Source organism: Pseudomonas putida S13.1.2 (genome assembly GCF_000498395.2).
In the GTDB taxonomy this organism is placed as follows: Bacteria; Pseudomonadota; Gammaproteobacteria; order Pseudomonadales; family Pseudomonadaceae; genus Aquipseudomonas; species Aquipseudomonas putida_Q.
In genome coordinates this window covers 303696-325553 of sequence record NZ_CP010979.1, presented here as the reverse complement: position 1 = coordinate 325553, position 21858 = coordinate 303696, and the positions used below count along the sequence as shown (strand labels likewise).

General features: G+C 64.3%; 2 protein-coding genes. Both read right to left on the bottom strand.

The annotated features are described in order from the left end of the window. Positions 1–14055 (bottom strand): non-ribosomal peptide synthase/polyketide synthase, encoded by a 14055-nt coding sequence (locus N805_RS01325; protein ID WP_046811289.1) that lies wholly within the window; start codon positions 14053–14055, stop codon positions 1–3. After that, on the bottom strand, positions 14052–21857 hold the full coding sequence (locus N805_RS01320) for a non-ribosomal peptide synthetase (protein ID WP_052751900.1): 7806 nt from the start codon (positions 21855–21857) through the stop codon (positions 14052–14054). Before N805_RS01320 ends, N805_RS01325 begins: the two co-directional genes overlap by 4 nt. Position 21858 lies beyond the last annotated feature (1 nt).

The following is a 21858-nucleotide window of genomic DNA, read 5'->3' as shown; positions in this document are numbered from 1 at the left end:
TCATATCTCGGCCCATTCGTTCATCAACTGTTCAATTTCTGCGAGGCCATCGTCGGACAGGCTCGTGGCTTGTGTTTCGATGGCCTGGGCAAACTCGCCCAGGGTCGGGTGCTCGAAGAGCAGGCGCAGGGGGACATCCAGACCTTGTTCGGTGCGCAAGGTAGAAACCACGCGGGTGGCGAGCAGCGAGTGGCCGCCCAGTTCGAAGAAGTTATCTTCGAGGCCGACGCGCTCGGCCTCCAATACCTGACTCCAGATCCGCGCCAGATCAACCTCCAGCGCCGTACGCGGTTCGACATAGGCGATATGCGACTGAGCGAAATCCGGTGCCGGCAATGCGCGGCGGTCGAGCTTCCCGTTAGGGCTGAGTGGCAAGGCAGCCATCAATATCCATGCCCCTGGCACCATGTAATCCGGCAGGTTGGCGCGCAATGTGCTTCTTAGCGCCAAACGCGGATCATCCCCCAGGGCCGACGGTACTACGTAGGCAACCAGTTGCTTGCCCAGTGCGCCCTCGACGGCCAGCACCACTGCCTCGCGGACCGAGACATCCGCCAGGATGTGAGCCTCGATTTCACCCAGCTCGATGCGCAGACCACGGATTTTCACTTGATGATCAAGACGGCCGGCGTAATCGAGTCGGCCCTCGACCGTGTAGGTGGCCAAGTCTCCGCTGCGATACAACCGAGCACCGTCGACGGAGAACGGGTCAGGGATGAACCGCTCTGCGGTCATAGCCGGTCGCTGGAAGTAGCCACGGGCCAGCAGTTGACCTCCAATCAGCAGTTCGCCACGAGCCCGCGGCAGGGCTGTCTGCCCTTGGTCATCGAGCACGCGAATCACCCGGCCAGGCAAGGTCTGTCCAATGGGTACGGCGGCCGGCAGAGCGGCGTTGGCGTGCACCAGAGGCCCACAGTCGAACGTCGTGACGACCACGGTTGCCTCGGTCGGGCCATAGGTGTTGATCAACGCAACATCCCCCAGGCCTGCCTGGCGCCACGCCTCGATGCCTTCGGGTGGCATCGCTTCACCCCCGATGTGCACCTGACGCAGTTCACCATAGGGCCGCGCTCCCACCGCAGCGAAGTCCTGGACCAGCATGAACCAGTAGGCCGTGGTCAGGTCGCAATGGGTGATGCGCTGTTCGATCAACTGCCGGTAGAAGGTTTCGCTGTCCCAGATTTCCGGCCCACGAATCACCACCGAAGCGCCAATCGACAGAGCCGGATACAACTGTTCCACAAACCCATCGAAGTTCAAGGTGGCGAACTGCAGGAACCGATCGGCAGGCGTCAGCCGTGCGAACCGGACCGTCACCTGAGTGTGGGTCGCCAGCGAACGATGATTGATGGCCACACCCTTGGGTCGCCCAGTGGAGCCCGAGGTGTACATCACATACGCGAGGTTGTCAGGGCTGGCCAGGGATGCCGGGTTGGACTCGGCAAAACCGGCGTCGCTACCATCATCCACGTAAAGACAACGAACCTGAGCAGGCATTTGCAGTTGCTCACGCAATGCGCGCTGGGTCAGCAACAGTTCGACCCCCGAGTCTTCGACCATGTACCCCAGGCGGTCGCGTGGGTATTGCGGGTCCAGCGGCACATACGCGCCACCGGCTTTGAGAATGGCCAGCAACCCGACCACCATGTCCAGACCGCGCTCGACGCTAAGCCCCACCAGAACCTCGGGACCGACACCGGCATGGCGCAACTGGTGCGCCAGACGGTTGGCCCGGCGGTTGAGCTGGGAGTAGGTCAGATGGTGCCCTTCACAAATCAGCGCAACCTCATCGGGACGGGCCGCTGCCTGCTCTTCGATACGCAGATGTACAGGCTTGACCTCAAGGGCGATAGTGTCCCGTGCGTCCAGTGTGGGCAGCACCTGCTCGATTTCATGCGCGCTAAGCAGGGGCAACTCCAACACCCGCGCTTCAGGTGCAGCGACCATGGCCTGCAGGAGCGCACACCAGTGCTGCGCGAAACGGGTGATCGTGCCTGGATCGAACAACGCAGTGGCGTAGGTGAAGCTGGCCGACAGGCCTGTCCCACCTTCGAAAGTATCCAGACTCAGGTCGAAATGCGTGGAGCCAACGGTCCAATCAAAGGGCGTCACGGAGAGTTCTTTGGGTTGCGGGGTCTGCGAGGGCAACTCTGTCTGATGGTTGAACATCGCTTGGAACAGCGGCGAGATCCCAAGGTTACGTGCAGGCGCCAGCGCCTCGACCAGTTGTTCGAACGGCAGGTCCTGATGGGCCTGGGCTTCGATGGCTGTACGCTTGACCTGGGCCAGCAGGCCGCTGACGGTCAGCTCGCCATCGAACTCGGCTTTGAGCACCTGGGTGTTGACGAAAAAGCCAATCAGTCGCTCGGTTTCCAAGCGAGTGCGATTGGCGATGGGCATGCCGACGCGGATATCCGATTGGCCAGAATAACGTGCCAGCAGCAGTTGGAACGAGGCCAGCAGCAGTTGCGCCAGGGTCACGCCCTGCGCTCGGGCCAATGCTTTGAGCGATCGGCTCAGGTCAGCCTCCAGTGCAACCGGCAAGGCTGCACCGCGATTGTCCTGCATGCTCTGCCTTGGACGGTCCAGCGGCAGCTCCAGGACCGGCTGTTCACCGCCCAGTTGCTGCGTCCAATAGCTCAACTGGCGCGCCTTCTCACCCGCTTCCATCCACTGCCGTTGCCAGGCGGCAAAGTCAGCGTACTGGATGGCAAGCGGTGGGAGTTCAACACCTTGGTAGAACTGCACCAGTTCATCCACCAGCACCGGCATCGACTGACCATCGGCGACGATATGGTGCAAAGTCAGCACCAGCACATGGTCGTCTTCGGTCAGTTGCAGCAGGCGCACGCGCAGCAGCGGTCCCTGCAACAGATCGAACGGCCGCTTGGCTTCGGCCTCGACCCACAGGCGCGCATCAGTTGCAGTATCGACCTTCACCTCAAACGGCAACGAAGCATGGATCACCTGCACAGCCCGGTCACCCTCCTGGCGGAAGGTGGTGCGCAACGGCTCATGACGGTCGATCAGGCGGGTAAAAGCTCCGCGCAGCCTGGTCAGATCCAAAGCGCCTCTAAGATGCAGTACTGAAGGGATGTTATACGCCGTACCGTCCGGTTCCAGTTGCCAGAGGAACCACTGCCGCTGTTGAGCGTAGGACAATCCCAGCGAAGTGGCTCGGTCCACCGGGGTCAGCACAGGCGCCGTATCGGCATGTCCTTGCTCGACCACTGCAGCAAATTCAGCCAACCCACCCGCTTCGAACAGCGCTCGGAGTGGTGCATCGATCTGCAGTTCGCTCCTGACACGAGCCATGACCTGAGTTGCCAGCAACGAGTGGCCGCCCAGGCTGAAGAAGTTGTCGTCGCGACCGACCTGTTCGACTTTCAGCACATCGGCCCAGATCGCCGCGACCTGCTGCTCGATCTCGCCGACTGGCGCCACGTACGCCTGCTGTTCAACTTCCGGCGCGGGCAACGCCTTGCGGTCGAGCTTGCCGTTGGTGGTCAGCGGCAGGCGCTCCACTAACACCAGGTGCGCCGGCACCATATAGTCCGGCAGTACGGTCTTCAGGTGCGCCTTGAGCACCTCGCGTGGATCCGCGCTGGTGTCCTTGGGTACCAGATACCCGACCAGTTGTTTGCCCAACGGGCCGTCGACGTCCACCACTGCGGCTTCGCGCACCAAAGGGTGCTGGTGCAGTTGCGCAGCGATCTCGCCCAACTCGATGCGGAAGCCGCGAATTTTCACCTGATGGTCGATGCGCCCGATGTACTCCACCGCGCCGTCGAGGCCGGCATTGGCCAGGTCGCCGGTGCGGTACAGGCGGCCACCGTCACCGGCGAACGGGTCGGGAATGAAGCGCTCGGCGGTGAGTGCCGGGCGGCCCAGGTAACCACGGGCCAGGCCCGCGCGGCCCACATGCAGCTCGCCGGTGCAGCCCGGTGCCACCGGGTTCAGCGCGCCATCGAGCACGTACCAGGACAAGTCGTCGATGGCCCGGCCGATCGGGCTGACCGCCTGGCTGCCCAGGTCCGCCAGGGTCACCGGGCGGAAGGTCACGTGCACCGTGGTTTCGGTGATGCCGTACATGTTGATCAGCCGTGGCGCCTGGTCGCCGAAGCGCTCGAACCACGGCGCCAGGCTGGCAATTTCCAGGGCTTCACCCCCGAACACCACATGGCGCAGGGCCAGGCCTTTGTCCGATGCACAGGCCACCGGCATCAACTGCTTGAAGGCCGACGGGGTCTGGTTGAGCACCGTGACCTGCTCGGCGGCGAGCAACTTGTGGAAGTCCTCCGGCGAACGGGTCACCGCACGCGGCACGATCACCAGACGGCCCCCGTACAGCAGCGCGCCGAAGATCTCCCACACCGAGAAATCGAAGGCATAGGAGTGGAACAGGGTCCACACATCGCTTTCGTCGAAGGCGAAGTCCCGCGCCGTAGCCTCGAACAGGCGCAGCACATTGTGATGGGGCAGCAACGTTCCCTTGGGCTTGCCGGTGGAGCCGGAGGTGTAGATCACGTAGGCCAGGTTGGCCGCAGTGGTCAGGTTGACCGGGTTGTGCTCCGGGCAGCCCTCGCCTGCCGTTTCCAGCGCCAGGCACTGCACATTCGGCGGAACCGACAACACCCCGCGCAAATGCTGCTGGGCCAGCAGCAACGTGAGGCCGGCGTCGTCGATGATGTAGGCCAGGCGGTCGCCGGGAGAGTCCGGGTCCAGTGGCAGGTAGGCGCCACCGGCCTTGAGGATGGCCACCAGGCCCACGACCATTTCCAGGCTGCGCTCTACCGCCAGCCCCACCAGCACGTCCGGCCCGACGCCCAGCTGACGCAGGTGGTGGGCGATACGGTTGGCGCGGCGGTTGAGTTCGCCGTAGCTCAGGTGCTGGCCTTCGAACACCAGGGCGGTGGCGTGCGGGTGGCGTGCGGCCTGGGCTTCGATCAACTGGTGCAGGCAGGCCTGGCTGGGGTAGTCGGCCAGCACTGGGTTCCATTGCGCAATCAAGCCTGATCCTTCTTCGTCGTTGAGCATCGGCAGTTGTGCAACCCGCTGCCCGACATCAGCGGCCATCGCCACCAAAAGGTTGCGCCAATGGCTGGCCATCCGGACGATGGTCGCCTCATCGAACAGCGCCGTGGCGTAAGTGAAGCCGGCATGAATACCCTGCTCACCATCGAAAGTGTTCAGACTCAGGTCGAATTTGGCCGATTCGCCCCCCCACTCCATGCCTTCCACACGCAGGCCCGGCAATTCGCGAACTTCACCCCGCACTTCGGTCTGATGGTTGAATAGTGCCTGGAACAGCGGTGAGATCCCGAGGTTACGCGCCGGAGAAAGCGCCTCGACCAGTTGCTCGAACGGCAAATCCTGATGAGCTTGGGCTTCGACAGCCGTACGCTTGACCTGGGCCAGCAAACCGCTGACGGTCAGTTCGCCATCGAACTCGGTTTTGAGCACCTGGGTGTTAACGAAGAAGCCGATCAGGCGCTCGGTTTCCTGCCGGGTGCGGTTGGCGATCGGCATACCGACACGGATGTCGGACTGGCCGGAATAACGCGCCAGCAGCAACTGGAACGAGGCCAGCAGCAGTTGCGCCAGGGTTACGCCCTGCGCTCGGGCCAGAGCTTTGAGCGAACCGCTCAGTCCAGCATCCAGCGCAACTGGCCAGGCCGCACCGCGAGTGTCTTGCATGCTTGGCCGTGGGCGGTCCAGTGGTAACTCCAGCACCGGCTGCTCGCCGCCCAATTGCCGCTTCCAATAACCCAGTTGGCGCTCCTGCTCGCCCGCTTCCATCCACTGACGCTGCCAGGCGGCAAAGTCGGCGTATTGGATGGCAAGCGGTGGCAGCTCCGCACCTTGGTAGAACTGCACCAGTTCATCCACCAGCACCGGCATCGACTGACCATCGGCAACGATGTGGTGCAATGTCAGCACCAGTACATGATCGTCCTCGGCCAGTTGCAGCAGACGCACTCTCATCAGCGGGCCCTGGACGAGATCGAATGGACGCGAGGCTTCATGTCCGGTCCAGGCATGCAGATCGTCGACTGGTCCGTGTTCGACAGCCCACTGCACTGGCATATCGGCATGCAAGACCTGATGAGGTTCACCGCCCAGCTGGACGAATGTCGTACGCAACGGTTCGTGTCGCGCGATCAGAGCATTAAATGCGGCCTGCAGGGCATCAAGGTCAATTAGACCGTGGATGCGTAGCGTCACAGGTATGTTGTATGCCCCGCTGGTAGTATCGAGCTGCCAGAGGAACCACTGGCGTTGCTGCGCATACGACAAAGGCAGTTGCCCCTGGCGGTCGACAGGTGTGATCGAAGCGGCAGCCTCCGAGCGGCATTGCTCTACCTGATGTGTAAAACCTGCCAGATCGGGAGACTCGAACAACGCCTTGAGCGCCACTTCGATTCCAAGCTCACGGCGGATACGCCCGATTACCCGGGTTGCCAGCAGCGAGTGGCCTCCAAGGTTGAAGAAGTCATCATTCAATCCCACGGCAGGCAGGTCGAGTACTTGAGCCCAGATGCCCGCCAGTTGCCGCTGTAAGGTAGTGCGTGGTTCGAGCCGCGCCTCGCGGTTCGCAGAGGTATCGGGTTCTGGCAGGGCTTTGCGATCAAGCTTGCGGTTAGGCGTCAACGGCATGCTTTCGAGCAGTACGAAGAACGATGGCACCATATAGTCCGGCAACGATGCCCGCAGGTATGCCTTGAGGGTATCCTGCAGATCAGCAGCGCCCGCAACCGGCACCACATAACCCACCAGGTACTTGCCCGCCGGACCGTCGCGGTCGATTACCACGGCTTCCTGGACGTGGTCATGCTGGCGCAGGCAGCTTTCGATCTCGCCCAACTCGATACGCAGGCCGCGGATCTTCACCTGGTGATCCAGACGGCTCTGGTATTGCAGCGTTCGAGGGTTGACTTGGCGAACCAGATCGCCAGTACGGTACAGACGTCCGCCGTGAGTAGAATACGGGTCGGGGATAAAGCGTTCGGCCGTCAGCCCTGGACGCTGATGATAGCCACGAGCCAGCCCCAACCCGCCGATGAACAACTCACCGGCACAGCCACAGGCTACTTGCTGTGCAGTGCCGTCGAGCACATGAAGGGACGTATTGGCGACTGGCCCACCCAACTGCACGGGCGCATCATCGGTGACAGCTTGCACGGCCGACCAGATCGTCGTTTCGGTCGGTCCATAGAGGTTCCAGAGCGATCCACCCACCTGCCGAAGGGTGGCAGCCAGGTCCTGGGGTAGCGCCTCGCCGCCGCACAGCAGTTTCAAGCCCTGCAGACAGGCCGACTCGCCCGCCTCCAGCAGCATGCGCCAGGTGGAAGGCGTAGCCTGGACCACTGATACCTGCTGCTGGCCAATCACCTGGGCGATGGCATGAGGATCCTTGTTCTGGCCAGTTGCGAGCAGCACCGTGCACGCCCCGACGAGCCAGGGCAGATACAGCTCCAGGCCTGCAATATCAAACGACAGGGATGTCAGCCCCAGTACCCGGTCCGGCGCATCCAGCCCAGGTTCGCGGCCCATGCTCTGCAGGAAATTGACCAACGCCCCGTGGGTCACCTCGACACCTTTGGGGCGCCCGGTGGAACCAGAGGTGTAGATCACATAGGCCAGGTGATCAGGCAGGATTTCGACCGGTGGAACGACCTCGGCGTCATCAGCGCCCAGGACAGGGGACACACACCGTACGGCAGCGGGCACCGTCAAACCTTCGCAATGGCCTGGCTCGATCACCAGCAGCGCGAGCCCGCTGTCTTCGATCATGTAGTTCAGCCGCTCGGCCGGGAATTCCGGGTCCAGCGGCACATAAGCCGCGCCAGCTTTCATGATCGCCAGCAAACTGACGACCATCGCAGGGCCGCGTTCGAGCGCGACGCCCACCAGCGTCTCGGGGCCGGCGCCGGCAAGCCTGAGCCGATGCGCCATTTGATCGGCCTGGCGGTCAAGTTCGGCATAGGACATATGCCCATCAGCGTAAGCCAACGCCTGGGCCTGCGGCTGGCTCCTCGCTTGAGCCTCGAACAGCCGAGGCAATAGCGGACTGGCTGACGCCTGTACCCATTCGGCCGGGACTGGCATCGAGGCCTCGGTACGTACACTGGTCAGTTGCAACGCGCCAACAGGCATCGACGATGATGTGATGCATTGCTCGATCAACCCGCGCATATCGACCATTACCTGCTCGACGAATGCCGGGGCCAGGTGCTCGGCATCGAAGTCATAGCGGATCGACAGTTCATCTCCAAGCCCCACGAACAGGCTCAGCGGGTAGTGGGTCTGCTCGTAGGCATTCAGTTCACCAAAGGCCAGACCACCTTGGGCCGAGCGGTCCAGCGCTTCGGAAATCGGATAGTTTTCAAATACCAGCAAGGTGTCGAACAGTGCTGTGCCCTGGAACCCGAGCCAGCGCTGTACATCATGCAGGGGCGCATGTTCGAAATCGCGCAGGCGCACGTTCAGGTCCTGGACGGACTGCAACCACTGCCCCACCGACTGCTCAGGTGTCGGGGCACAGATCACGGGCAAGGTATTGATGAACAGCCCTAACTGCTGCTCGATACCCGGCAATTGTGCCGGGCGGCCCGCAACCGTCGCTCCGAACACGACGGTGTCCTGCTGGGTATAACGCTGCAGCAGCAAAGCCCAGCACGCTTGCACCAGCGTATTGCCCGTGATGCGCTGTTCCCGGGCAAACGCGTGCAGGCGTTGGGTCCACTCACGGTCCAGCACTTGCTCCCGAACGCGATGGCCGCTCTGCCCTGGCTCAGCCTGGCCCACGGCAGCCAACAAGACAGGTTCATCGAGCGCCACCTGGCCTTGCTGCCAGAACGCCTGGCACGCTTGCGCATCCTGGGCGACCAGCCATCCGATATAGTCTGCATATCGGCTGCCCGGTTGAGTGACGGTCAGGCCGTGATAGTGCTGCAATACTTCCTCGAGCAGCCGGGCATTGCTCCACCCGTCCAGGATGATGTGATGGTTGCTGTAGACGATGGTGTATTCATCGTCACGGGTACGAATCACCGTCAGGCGCAGCAGAACGTCGCGGGCGAGGTCAAAGGGTCTGTGCCGATCGGCTTCCAGGAAGGCAGCGATGGCTTGCTTGGGCGCTTCACGGTTACGCCAGTCCAGCACGACGAAAGGCAGTTCGCAGCGTGAGCGAATGACCTGCAAAGGCACATCGTCCGTAGCCAGGAACACAGCCCTGAGGGCGTCATGGCGGTCCAGCGCCGCCTGCCAGGCGTGCTGGAAACGCACAACATCCAGACCGTTGACCTGAACCGACATCTGATGCACGTAGTCGGCATGGTCCTGCTGATACAGGTCGCGGAACAGCATGCCTTGCTGCAAGGGCGACAGGGCCAGCACGCTTTCAATATCCCGTGCAACCACCGGCAGTGCGTCAAGACGGGCCTGGTCGAGCTTTACGCTCGGCACATCACTGGGCGTCAACGCCGCGTTCTGGCCTTCCAAGCAATGCGTGACGATCAACGTCAGCTCTTCGTTGAACGCCTCGATCAGCGCGTCGATGGTCTGCGGCTCGAACACCTGCTGGCTGAAACTCCAACTGGTAACCAGCTCGTCGCCATACACCCGTCCGGAAATGCTGAGCAGGCCATCCAAGGGGGTGTCGGCGGCCTGGCTGACGCCACTGCCTTCGCTGGCCGGTACCAGCAGCCCCTTTTCAGTATCGAAGCTCTGGTCGAACTGCCCGAGGTAGTTGAACACCACCGAGGGCTCAGGCAGCGCCGCAAGTGCGGCGCGGACTGTCTCATCGCCCATGTAACGCAGCATCGCGTATCCGATGCCTTTGCCCGGCACGGCGCGCAGTTGCTCCTTGACCGCCTTGATCGAGCCGGCCAGTGTGGCCTGTGGCGTCAGGATGACTGGGTACATGCTGGTGAACCAGCCAAGCGTGCGACTGATGTCGACATCCTCGAACAGGTCCTCACGACCATGTCCTTCGAGCTTGATCAGTGCCGAGGCCTGGCCTGTCCAACGGCACAGCACCCGGCTCAACGCCGTGAGCAACAGGTCGTTGATCTGGGTACGATAAGCGCTTGGAGCCTTGCGCAGCAGTGCCTGGGTAGCGGCTTTTCCGATGCTGGCGCTACGGATGATCGCCTCTGCATACGTGCGCCTACCGTCTGGGTTGTCGCAAGGCAGACTGGCCGAAGCGTTGGCCAACCCATCACCCCAGTAGTCGATTTCGCGGGCGAGCGCACCGTTGCGGGCATGCTCGCCCAGACGCTCGGCCCATCGCTGGAGCGAAGTGGTCTTGGCCGGCAAGCGAATCGGTTGCCCCGAAGATGCCTGCTCGTAAGCCTGTTGGAGATCTTCCAGAAGGATGCGCCAGGAGACGCCATCCATCACCAAATGGTGCACGACGACCAGCAGACGCTGTTCACCCGTTGGCAGTGCCGCCAGTACAACACGCATGAGTGGTCCGGACTCGATGTCCAGGCTCGCGTGAGCCTGGTCGGCCAACGCCGCCAGCTCCTGCACGTTTTCCACCGAACGCTGCCAGACCAGATCACTGGCAGCAGGGTCGGTATAGCTTGCCTTCCAGTCGTTGCCGACGCGAGAGAACCGCAGCCGCAGGGCATCGTGCTGATCAAGCAATGCTACCGCTACGCGCTTCACTGTTTCACCTTGCAGGGCCGAGCGAGGACGCAGCAGCACCGCCTGGTTCCAGTGACTGCGCTGGATGATGTCCTGCTCGAAGAACCAGCGCTGCACCGGGGTCAGGGCCTGCTCTGCGGTCACAAGGCCTTGCTCGCTGGCAGCAATGGCTGACACATGGCCAACCACACCGGCTAACGCACGTACGGTCTGATGGGTGAACATCTGCTTGGGGCTCAGCGCCAGGCCTGCGTTACGCGCTCGAGCGACCAACTGGATGGAGATGATCGAATCGCCTCCCAGTTCGAAAAAGTTATCGTCCAGACCCACCTGATCGATTTTCAGTACATCGGCCCAGATCGCGGCCAGTTGACACTCGACCTCCGTTTGCGGGGCAGTGTAAACCCGGTTCTGCACATCCGGCTTGGGCAGCGCCTTGCGCTCCAGCTTGCCGTTCGGGCTCAGCGGCATGGCCTCCAGTAACACCCATTGCGCCGGCACCATGTAGTCCGGCAGGCCGGCCTTCAGGTGTGCCTTCAGGCCTTCACGCAGGTCATCGCCTGGCGTGACCGGCACCACATAGCCGATCAGTTGCTTGCCCAGCGGGCCGTCCACATCGATTACCACCGACTCGCGTACACCCGGGTATTCCTGGGTGCGCGCGTCGATCTCGCCCAGCTCGATCCGCAAGCCGCGGATTTTCACCTGGTGGTCCAGGCGACCGGCATATTCGATCGCGCCATCGGCGCGGTAGCGGGCCAGGTCGCCAGTGCGGTACAGGCGCTCGCCCTGGCCGAACGGGTCCGGCACGAAGCGTTCGGCGGTCAGCGCCGGGCGCCCCTGGTAACCCCGGGCCAGGCCCACGCCACCCAGGTACAGCTCGCTGTTCACCCCCACCGGCACCGGGTTCAGGCCCTGGCCGAGGATATGCGTCTTGAGGTTGTCGATCGGCAGGCCGATCGGCACGCTGCGGTCGCTGACCGTGCAGGTCCAGTGGGTGACGTCGATGGCCGCCTCGGTCGGGCCGTACAGGTTGTACAGGCCCGCCTGCGGCAGGCGCGCCAGCACGCTCTGCGCCAGCTCGTGGGGCAACGCCTCGCCACTGCACACGATCCGGCGCAGGCCAGTACAGGTGTCCGCCTCGGCGCTGGCCATGAAGGCCTGCAGCATCGACGGCACGAAGTGCAGCGTGCTGACCTTGTACTGCTGGATCGTCTGCACCAGCAGCTGCGGATCACGGTGAGCACCCGGTTGCGCAACCGCCAGGCGTGCGCCAGTCAGCAGCGGCCAGAAGAACTCCCACACCGACACGTCGAAGCTGAACGGGGTCTTCTGCAGCACGGTATCGCTGGCGTCCAGGCCGTAGGCCTTCTGCATCCAGTGCAGGCGGTTGACCAGGGCGCGGTGGCTGTTGCCGGCACCTTTCGGCCGCCCGGTAGAGCCGGAGGTGTAGATCACGTACGCCAGGTTCGAAGGCTCGGTCAGGTTGACCGGGTTGTCTTGCGGGTAGCCTTGGCCGGCCGATTCGAGCAGCAGGCATTCGACGCTGCCCGGTACCGGCAACTGCTCACGCAGATGGCCCTGGGTGAGCAGCAGCGAAATGCCCGAGTCCTCGATCATGTAGGCCAGGCGGTCGCGGGGGTATTCCGGGTCCAGCGGCACGTAGGCACCACCGGCTTTCAGGATGCCCAGCAAGCCGACGACCATTTCCACGCTACGCTCGGCGGCGATGCCGACCACCACGTCCGGGCCGACGCCCAGGGCACGCAGTTGATGCGCCAGCTGGTTGGCGCGGGCATTGAGGGCGGCGTAGGTCAGCGACTGGTCGCCAAAGGCCAGGGCCGCGCCGTCCGGCGTGCGCACAACCTGAGTTTCGATCAAGGACTGGATGCACTGCTCGGCCGGGAACTGGGCAGCCGTGTGGTTCCACTGATCGAGCAACAGCTTCTGCTCGTCAGGCTCCAGCATCGGCAGTTCGACCACGCGCTGCCCGGTATCGGCCACCATCGATGCCAGCAGGTTGCGCCAGTGACAAGCCATGCGGGCGATGGTCGCCTCATCGAACAGCGCCGTAGCATACTGGAAGGCAGCAGCCAATCCTTGGGGCGATTCGAAGGTTTCCAGCGTCAGGTCGAACTGGGCCGTGGGCGCCTGCCAACCGAAGTGTTCCACCGCCAGCCCCGAAACGGCGCCGGATTGGCCACGCCCCTGAGCCTGGTGGTTGAACATCGCCTGGAACAGCGGTGTGATGCTCAGGTTGCGCTCAGGGGACAGCGCCTCGACCAATTGCTCGAATGGCAAGTCCTGATGGGCCTGAGCCTCGAGCGCAGTGCCCTTGACCTGGGCCAGCAGACCACTGACGGTCAGCTCGCCATCGAACTCGGCCTTGAGCACCTGGGTGTTGACGAAGAAGCCGATCAACCGCTCCGTCTCGACCCGAGTGCGGTTGGCAGCCGGCACGCCGACACGAATATCAGCCTGCGCGCTATAGCGCTGCAGCAGAGCCTGGAACGACGCCAGCAACAACATGAAGAGGGTCACGCCTTCCCGCTGGGCCAGTTCACGCAGCCCAGCAACCAGGCCGTCGTCCAGTTCGACCGCCAGACGTGCACCCGCCAGGTCCTGCACGGTTGGACGCGGGCGATCAAGCGGCAACTCGAGAACAGGCTGCTCGCCGCCGAGCTTACCGGTCCAGTAGCCCAGTTGACGCGCTTGCTCACCCGCCTCCATCCAGCGCCGCTGCCAGATGGCGTAGTCGGCATACTGGATGCTCAGAGGCGGCAAGGCCGGCGCCTGGCCTTGGCGATAGCCCTGATACAGGCCCACCAGTTCCTCGACCATCACTGGCATCGACCAACCGTCGGTGACGATGTGATGCAAAGTCAGCACCAGCACATGCTCATCCGCCGCCTGCTGTAACAGGCGCACCCGCAACAACGGCCCCTGTTCCAGGTCGAACGGCCGGGCAATCTCTTGGGCAATGGTCGCCTGCAGGGCGCTTTCGTCCACCCGAGGCGACACCTCAAGGGGCAGTGGCAGTGGCTCATGCACCCGCTGGACCGGCGCTTCGCCGTCCAGGACAAAGGTCGTGCGCAGGGTTTCGTGGCGCGCGATCAGCGCCGCGAAGGCCGCTTCCAGCGCGGCCAGGTCCAGCTCGCCGCGCAGGCGCAGCACCGTCGGGATGTGGTACGCCGCGCTGTGCGGCTCCATCTGCCACAGGAACCACTGGCGCTGCTGGGCAAAGGACAACGGCAACCGCTCCACCCCCGAGCGCAGCTCGGGAATAGGCAGGTTAGCCGGGGAAATGCCTTCGGCGAGCATCTGCTGCAAGTACTGTCTGCGCTTCTCAAGCGGGAGCTTGATGAAGCGCCGGATGATGCCAACTGCCAACTCATTGTTCATTCGACCGACTCCAGGTCTTCGGCAAGGAAGCTCAAGCGACGAAGCTTCTCTTCAAAACTGTCCTCCTCTCTAACGTTCAAGGCCTCGGCAAATTCAGCCAGTTTGGGGAACTGGAAGATCAATTCCGGTTTTACGGTCAGGCCAAGCTGCAGTTGCAGCCGGGAAATGACCGTGAGCGAGAGCAGCGAATGGCCGCCCAGTTCGAAGAAATCGTCGTCGCGACCGACCTGTTCGACTTTCAACACATCGGCCCAGATCGCCGCGACCTGCTGCTCGATCTCGCCGACTGGCGCCACGTACGCCTGCTGTTCAACTTCCGGCGCGGGCAACGCCTTGCGGTCGAGCTTGCCGTTGGTGGTCAGCGGCAGGCGCACCACTAACACCAGGTGCGCCGGCACCATGTAATCCGGCAGTACGGTCTTCAGGTGCGCCTTGAGCACCTCGCGCGGATCCGCGCTGGTGTCCTTGGGTACCAGATACCCGACCAGTTGTTTGCCCAACGGGCCGTCGACGTCCACCACTGCGGCTTCGCGCACCAAAGGGTGCTGGTGCAGTTGCGCGGCGATCTCGCCCAACTCGATGCGGAAGCCGCGAATTTTCACCTGATGGTCGATGCGCCCGATGTACTCCACCGCCCCGTCGAGGCCGGCATTGGCCAGGTCGCCGGTGCGGTACAGGCGGCCACCGTCACCGGCGAACGGGTCGGGAATGAAGCGCTCGGCGGTGAGTGCCGGGCGGCCCAGGTAACCACGGGCCAGGCCCGCGCGGCCCACATGCAGCTCGCCGGTGCAGCCCGGTGCCACCGGGTTCAGCGCGCCATCGAGCACGTACCAGGACAAGTCGTCGATGGCCCGGCCGATCGGGCTGACCGCCTGGCTGCCCAGGTCCGCCAGGGTCACCGGGCGGAAGGTCACGTGCACCGTGGTTTCGGTGATGCCGTACATGTTGATCAGCCGTGGCGCCTGGTCGCCGAAGCGCTCGAACCACGGCGCCAGGCTGGCAATTTCCAGGGCTTCACCCCCGAACACCACATGGCGCAGGGCCAGGCCTTTGTCCGATGCACAGGCCACCGGCATCAACTGCTTGAAGGCCGACGGGGTCTGGTTGAGCACCGTGACCTGCTCGGCGGCGAGCAACTTGTGGAAGTCCTCCGGCGAACGGGTCACCGCACGCGGCACGATCACCAGACGGCCCCCGTACAGCAGCGCGCCGAAGATCTCCCACACCGAGAAATCGAAGGCATAGGAGTGGAACAGGGTCCACACATCGCTTTCGTCGAAGGCGAAGTCCCGCGCCGTAGCCTCGAACAGGCGCAGCACATTGTGATGGGGCAGCAACGTTCCCTTGGGCTTGCCGGTGGAGCCGGAGGTGTAGATCACGTAGGCCAGGTTGGCCGCAGTGGTCAGGTTGACCGGGTTGTGCTCCGGGCAGCCCTCGCCTGCCGTTTCCAGCGCCAGGCACTGCACATTCGGCGGAACCGACAACACCCCGCGCAAATGCTGCTGGGCCAGCAGCAACGTGAGGCCGGCGTCGTCGATGATGTAGGCCAGGCGGTCGCCGGGAGAGTCCGGGTCCAGTGGCAGGTAGGCGCCACCGGCCTTGAGGATGGCCACCAGGCCCACGACCATTTCCAGGCTGCGCTCTACCGCCAGCCCCACCAGCACGTCCGGCCCGACGCCCAGCTGACGCAGGTGGTGGGCGATACGGTTGGCGCGGCGGTTGAGTTCGCCGTAGCTCAGGTGCTGGCCTTCGAACACCAGGGCGGTGGCGTGCGGGTGGCGTGCGGCCTGGGCTTCGATCAACTGGTGCAGGCAGGCCTGGCTGGGGTAGTCGGCCAGCACTGGGTTCCAGTCAGCCAGCAACGCGGTGTGCTCGTGCGCAGCGAACATCGGCAGGTTGCCGACGGCGTTGGCCGCATCTTGCGCCAAGGCTTCGAGCAACCGCACGAAATGCGCGGCAATGCGTGCGATCGCCGGCGCATCGAAATGCCCCAACGCATGGCTGAACTGGAAGGACAATTGATCATGCACACCCACCACCAGCGTCAGCGGGTAGTGGGTTTGCTCCTGGCTCGCCACTTCGCCAAAGCGCAAGCCGGTGATTGGCCCTTGCTGTAACGCCTCGGCCACCGGGTAGTTTTCGAACACCAGCACACTGTCAAACAGCGCTTCACCGGCAAAGCCGGCCCAGCGCTGTACATCGTACAGCGGCGTGTGCTCATGCTCGCGCAGGGCCAGGTTGGTGCCCTGCAACTGGCTCAACCACTGGCCGACCGAAGCAGTCGCGTCGGGGGTGGCAATCACCGGCAGGGTATTGATGAACAGCCCCAGTTGCTGCTCGATGCCTGGCAGCTCGGCCGGGCGACCGGCGACGGTGGCACCAAAGGCAACGCTGGCCTGGCCGGTATAGCGTTGCAGCAGCAGCGCCCAGGCCGCTTGCACCAGGGTGTTGAGGGTGACGCGCTGACGGCGGGCGAAGTCGGCCAGCACTCGCGTGCGCGCAGCATCCAGCACCACGCCGTGCTGACCGTAGCCACCGACGGCCGCAACGGTGCCCACGCAACGGGCCAGGCGAGTCGGCTCGTTCACCGGCGCCAGCTGACCGCGCCAGAACTGTTCGCTGCGGCTGACGTCCTGGCGTTGCAGCCAGGCGATGTAGTCGCGATACCGTCCTGGCCCACGGTGCACCGGCTGGCCGGCATAGCGTTGCAGGACTTCGGCAAGCATCTGCGACAGGCTCCAGCCATCGAGCATGATGTGATGGCTGGTCATTACCAGGTGATGGCTGTCTTCACCCGTGCGCAGCAGCGCCAGGCGCAGCAGCGGGTCGTGCAGCAGGTCGAAGCCTGCCAGCCGGTCTTCAGCGGCCCAGGCTGCGAGCGTTTCGGCAGTGCACTGCACGTTGCGCCAGTCCAGCTCGAGGCACGGTACTTCGACCGTGCGGCGAATAACCTGCAACGGCGGCTCGGCATCCGCCAGGAAGTTGGCTCGCAGGGTTTCATGCTGCTGCACCACGGCTTGCCAGGCCGCGCGGAAGGCTGCGACGTCCAGGCCCTGCACATCCACACGCATCTGGTTGACGTAGTCGCCATTGCCCGCGCCGTACAAGGCGTGGAACAGCATGCCTTGCTGCAGGGGCGCCAGCGGGTAGATGTCCTCGACCAGCGAAGGCGCCAGAGGCAACGCGTCCAGCCTCGCCTGGTCCAGGTGCGCCAGCGGTACATCCGACGGCGTCAGCGCACCGGCCGAGGCCTGGCAGCAATGCTCGATCATGGCTTCAAGCACTTGTGTGTAGCGTTCGGCCAAGGCCTCGACCGCGGCTGTATCCAGCACCTGGTCGTCGAAACTGAAGCCCAGCTCCAGCACCCCGCCATACACCTGGCCGTTGATGCTCAGGGGCGTATCAAGCGCCGCCTCCGGGCTCTGGCTGGCACCGGCGCTCTCGCGGGCCGGGCGCAGCCAGCCCTGTTCGGCATCGAAGCTCTGGTCAAACTGGCCCAGGTAGTTGAACAGCACCGCACCCTCGGGCAAGGCAGCCAGGGTGCTGCGTGCATCGGGCTGGCCCAGGTAGCGCAGCAGGCCGTAACCCACGCCCTTGTCGGGTACCGCCCGCAGTTGTTCCTTGATCGCCTTGATGCTGGCGCCGTACTCGGCGGCTGGAGTGAGGCGCACCGGGTACAATGCGGTGAACCAGCCCACGGTACGGGAAAGGTCGACGTCCTCGAACAGCGCCTCACGGCCATGGCCTTCCAGGCGTACCAGTACCTCGTCGCGACCGGTCCAGTCGCACAGCACCCGCGCCAGGGCGCTGAGCAGCAGGTCGTTGATCTGGGTGCGATAGGCAGCAGGCGCCTGCTGCAGCAGCTTGCGGGTCATGGCCTCGCTCAAGCGGCTACGCACGCTACGGCTGTTGCCCAGCAGGCCGGTGCCCTCGCGCTGGCCAGGCAAGCGGTCTTCCCCACCGCTGAGTTGCTGCTGCCAGAACCCAAGCTCCGGCGTCTTGGCCACTGCCAGGGCTTGCAGGCGCTCGGCCCAGCCCTTGAAGGCATGGGTCTTGGCCGCAAGCACCGCAGTCTCGCCGCGCAGCGCGGCGGCATAGGCTTGCTCAAGGTCTTCGAGCAGCACACGCCAGGACACGCCATCGACCGCCAGATGATGGATCACCAATAGCAGGCGCTGGGAGCCGTCAGCCCAGTCGGCGAGCATTGCTTGCAACAGCGGCCCGTGAGCCAGGTCGAGGCTGCGCTGTACACCATCGGCGCAGGCCGTGAAGGCGTCAGCGTCCGCCGCCTGGAAGGTCCTGAGCAGCGGCGCATCGGCAATGCCGGCGTATTCGGCCTGCCATTGGCCCTGCTGCTCGGTAAAGCGCAGGCGCAGCGCATCGTGATGGGCCACGAGCGTGGCCAGTGCACGGGCCAAGGGCTCAGGTTGCAGCGCCTCGCGCGGGGTGAGCACCAGGCTCTGGTTCCAGTGATGAGGTTGCGCCACGGCCCGCTCGAAGAAGGCCTGCTGGATAGGTGTCAAGGGCGCTGCGCCAGTGACCGGCGCCTGCTCTGCAACGGTGCTGGCCACTTCGCGGGCGACACTGGCCAGACCCTGGACGGTCTGATGCTCGAACACGTCCTTGGCCGCCAAGGCGATACCTTCGCGACGGGCACGGCTGACCATCTGCAGCGAAATGATCGAATCGCCACCTAACTCGAAGAAGTTGTCGTACAGCCCCACCCGGTCCAGCTTGAGCACCTGTTGCCAGATCTGAGCCAGGCGCTGCTCCAGGGTTGTGACCGGCGCCACGAAGCTGCGCGGGGTCACGCTCAGGTCCGGCGCTGGCAAAGCCTTGCGGTCGAGCTTGCCGTTTGGCGTCAGTGGCATGGCCGTGAGCACCACGAAGTGCGCGGGGATCATGTATTCGGGCAGTTGCTGGCGCAGTTGTGCCCGCACACTTTCGACCAGTGCCTGCCCCTCGCCGACCGCCACCATATACGCCACAAGGCGTTTGCCATTGCCTGTGTCCTGGGCCACCACCACCGCCTCGCTGACGGCGTCGAGCTCCAGCAGTCGCGCTTCGATTTCCCCCAGCTCGATGCGGAAGCCGCGCACCTTCACCTGATGGTCAACCCGGCCCTGATACTCCACCACGCCACCTGCGGTGTAACGGGTCAGATCGCCGCTGCGATAAAGACGGCCGCCCCCGCCGCCGAACGGGTCGGGCACGAAGCGCTCAGCGGTCAATGCCGCCCGGTCCAGGTAGCCACGCGCCACACCCTGCCCGCCCAGGTACAACTCGCCCGAGAGGCCCACCGGTTGCAGTGCCAGGTGATCGTCGAGCACATAGGCGCTGCGGCTGCCGACCAGATCGCCAATTGGGGCGTAGGCACCGGGGCACGGTTCGTCGTGGCCGGCTTTCCACAGCAAGGGGGTAACCACGGTTTCGGTCGGGCCATAACCGTTGATGAACCAGTCCGGGCGCAGGGCGCGGCGCACCAGGTCATAGCTGGCCTGGGACACCGCATCGCCACCGGCGCAGTAAATGCGCACTGCGGGCGGCTGGCCGTCATGCTCGGCATGCTCGGCCAGTTGCTGGATGTAAACCGGCGGGAAGATGCCGATGGTCACACCATGGCGCTTCATCTGTTCGTAGGTGTGTTCCGGTGACCAGATTTCGTCATCGCGCACCAGCACGCGGCCGCCGTTGATCAGCGGGTGCATCCAGCCTTCATGGGAGCCGTCGAACGCGAAGGACATGAAGTGCAGCATGCAATCGGCCGGGCTGGTCTGGTAACGCGCACCCGCCGCCTGGATATGCATCGAGAGTGCCCCGAACGGCACCGCCACGCCCTTGGGCAGGCCGGTGGAGCCGGAGGTATAGATCACGTAGGCCAGGCTCTCTTCACAGATGGCCAACTGCGGATTGGTCTCGGCGTACGAAGCACGCCCCACATCGTCCAGCGCCAGGGCGCGGGTTTCGTCCAGGGCCAGCTCAGCGATGCGGATGCGGTCGGTGACGATCAGCGCGGCGCGGCTGTCCTGGACCATGTACTGCAAGCGGTCCTGCGGGTAGGCCACGTCCAGCGGCACGTAGGCGGCGCCGGCCTTGTGTACCGCCAGGAAGCTCACCAGTACCTCGGCACTGCGCGGCAGCAGGATCGCTACCCGCGACTCAGCGCCGATCCCACGGGAGATCAGCGCGTGGGCCAAACGGTTGGCACGGCGGTTGACCTCGGCATAACTCAGCACCTGCTCGCCGAACAGGATCGCCGGAGCGTCAGGCGCTTGCTGCGCCTGGGCTTCGAACAGCTGATGCACCAGCAGGGACGACGGCCGCGCCACGGCGCCCCGGTTCCATTGGGCGATCTGGGCGGTTGTGTCACTGGGGGTCATCAGCGGCAGCTCGGACAGGCGCTGCGCCGGATCGGCCAGGGCGGCCTCGAGCAGGTGCGCCCAATGCTGGCTGAAGCGCTCGATGGTAGCCCTCTCGAACAGGTCAGTGGCGAAGGTGAAGGCGGCATGAATGCCCTCGGCGCCGTCCCAGGTGTCCAGCACCAGGTCGAAGTGAGAAGTGCGCGTGGTGCGCTCCAGGCTCTGCACGCTCAAGCCCGGCAGGCCCGCCAGCCCTTGACCGCTGCGACCGCCCGACTGGTGGTTGAACATCACTTGGAATAGCGGGCTGTGGCTCAAGCTACGCTCGGGCTGCAAGGCATCCACCAGTTGCTCGAATGGCAGCTCCTGATGGGCCTGGGCCGCCTGGGTACGCGCACGGACCTGGTCGAGCACTTCATTGAAGGTCAGCTGACCGTCGAGTTCGGCACGCAACACCTGGGTGTTGACGAAGAAACCAATCAAACCCTGAGTTTCCAGGCGGGTGCGGTTGGCAATGGGCACGCCGACACGGATATCGGCCTGACCGCTGTACCGGTGCAACGTGGCCTGGAACGCGGCCAGCAGGATGACGAACGGCGTGCTGGCGGTCGTTTTGGCCAAGGTATGCAGGGCCTGCGCGGCGGCGGCAGGCAAGTGCAGCTCGACCCGTTCGCCGCAGTGGCTTTGCCGGGCCGGACGCGCCCGGTCGAACGGCAGCTCCAGCAGCGGCTGCTCGCCACTCAAGGCTTCACGCCAGTAGCCCAGCTGGCGATCACGCTCGCCCGCTTCCATCCAGCTGCGCTGCCACAGGGCGTAATCGGCGTACTGGATCGGCAGCGCGGGCAGCTCACCCTGCCCTGCATACAACTGCACAAGCTCCGCCACCAGCCGCTGCATCGACCAGGCATCGCTGACGATGTGATGCAGGGTCAGCACCAGCACATGGCGCTCGGGCCCTTCCTGCAGCAGCGCCAGGCGCAGAAGCGGGCCGTGGCGCAGATCGAATGGCTGGGCCACTTCAGCCTCGATGGCCGCATCGAGTTCGCCGCACAGCACCTCGGTCCGAACAGGAAGCGACGCGGCTGGCAAAACCTGCTGGCGCAGGCCGTCGTCGGTCTCGATGAACACCGTGCGCAGCGCTTCGTGACGGACGATCAGCGCGTCCAGTGCCCGTTGCAGGGCGTCCACGTCCAGGGCACCGCTCAGGCGCAGCACGGTGGGCATGTGATAGGCCGTGCTCTGCGGCTCAAGTTGCCAGAGGAACCACTGACGTTCCTGGGCGTATGACACAGGCCAAGGCCCCTCGCCGCTGCGCAGCGGGCCGAGGGGAAATTGTGCCAGGCTCATGCCCTTGGCAGCCAGCTTCTCAAGGAACAGACGGCGCTGGGCCAGGGGCAGTTGGACGAAACGCTGGACCATCTCCAGTTGGGTGTTGTGTTGCATG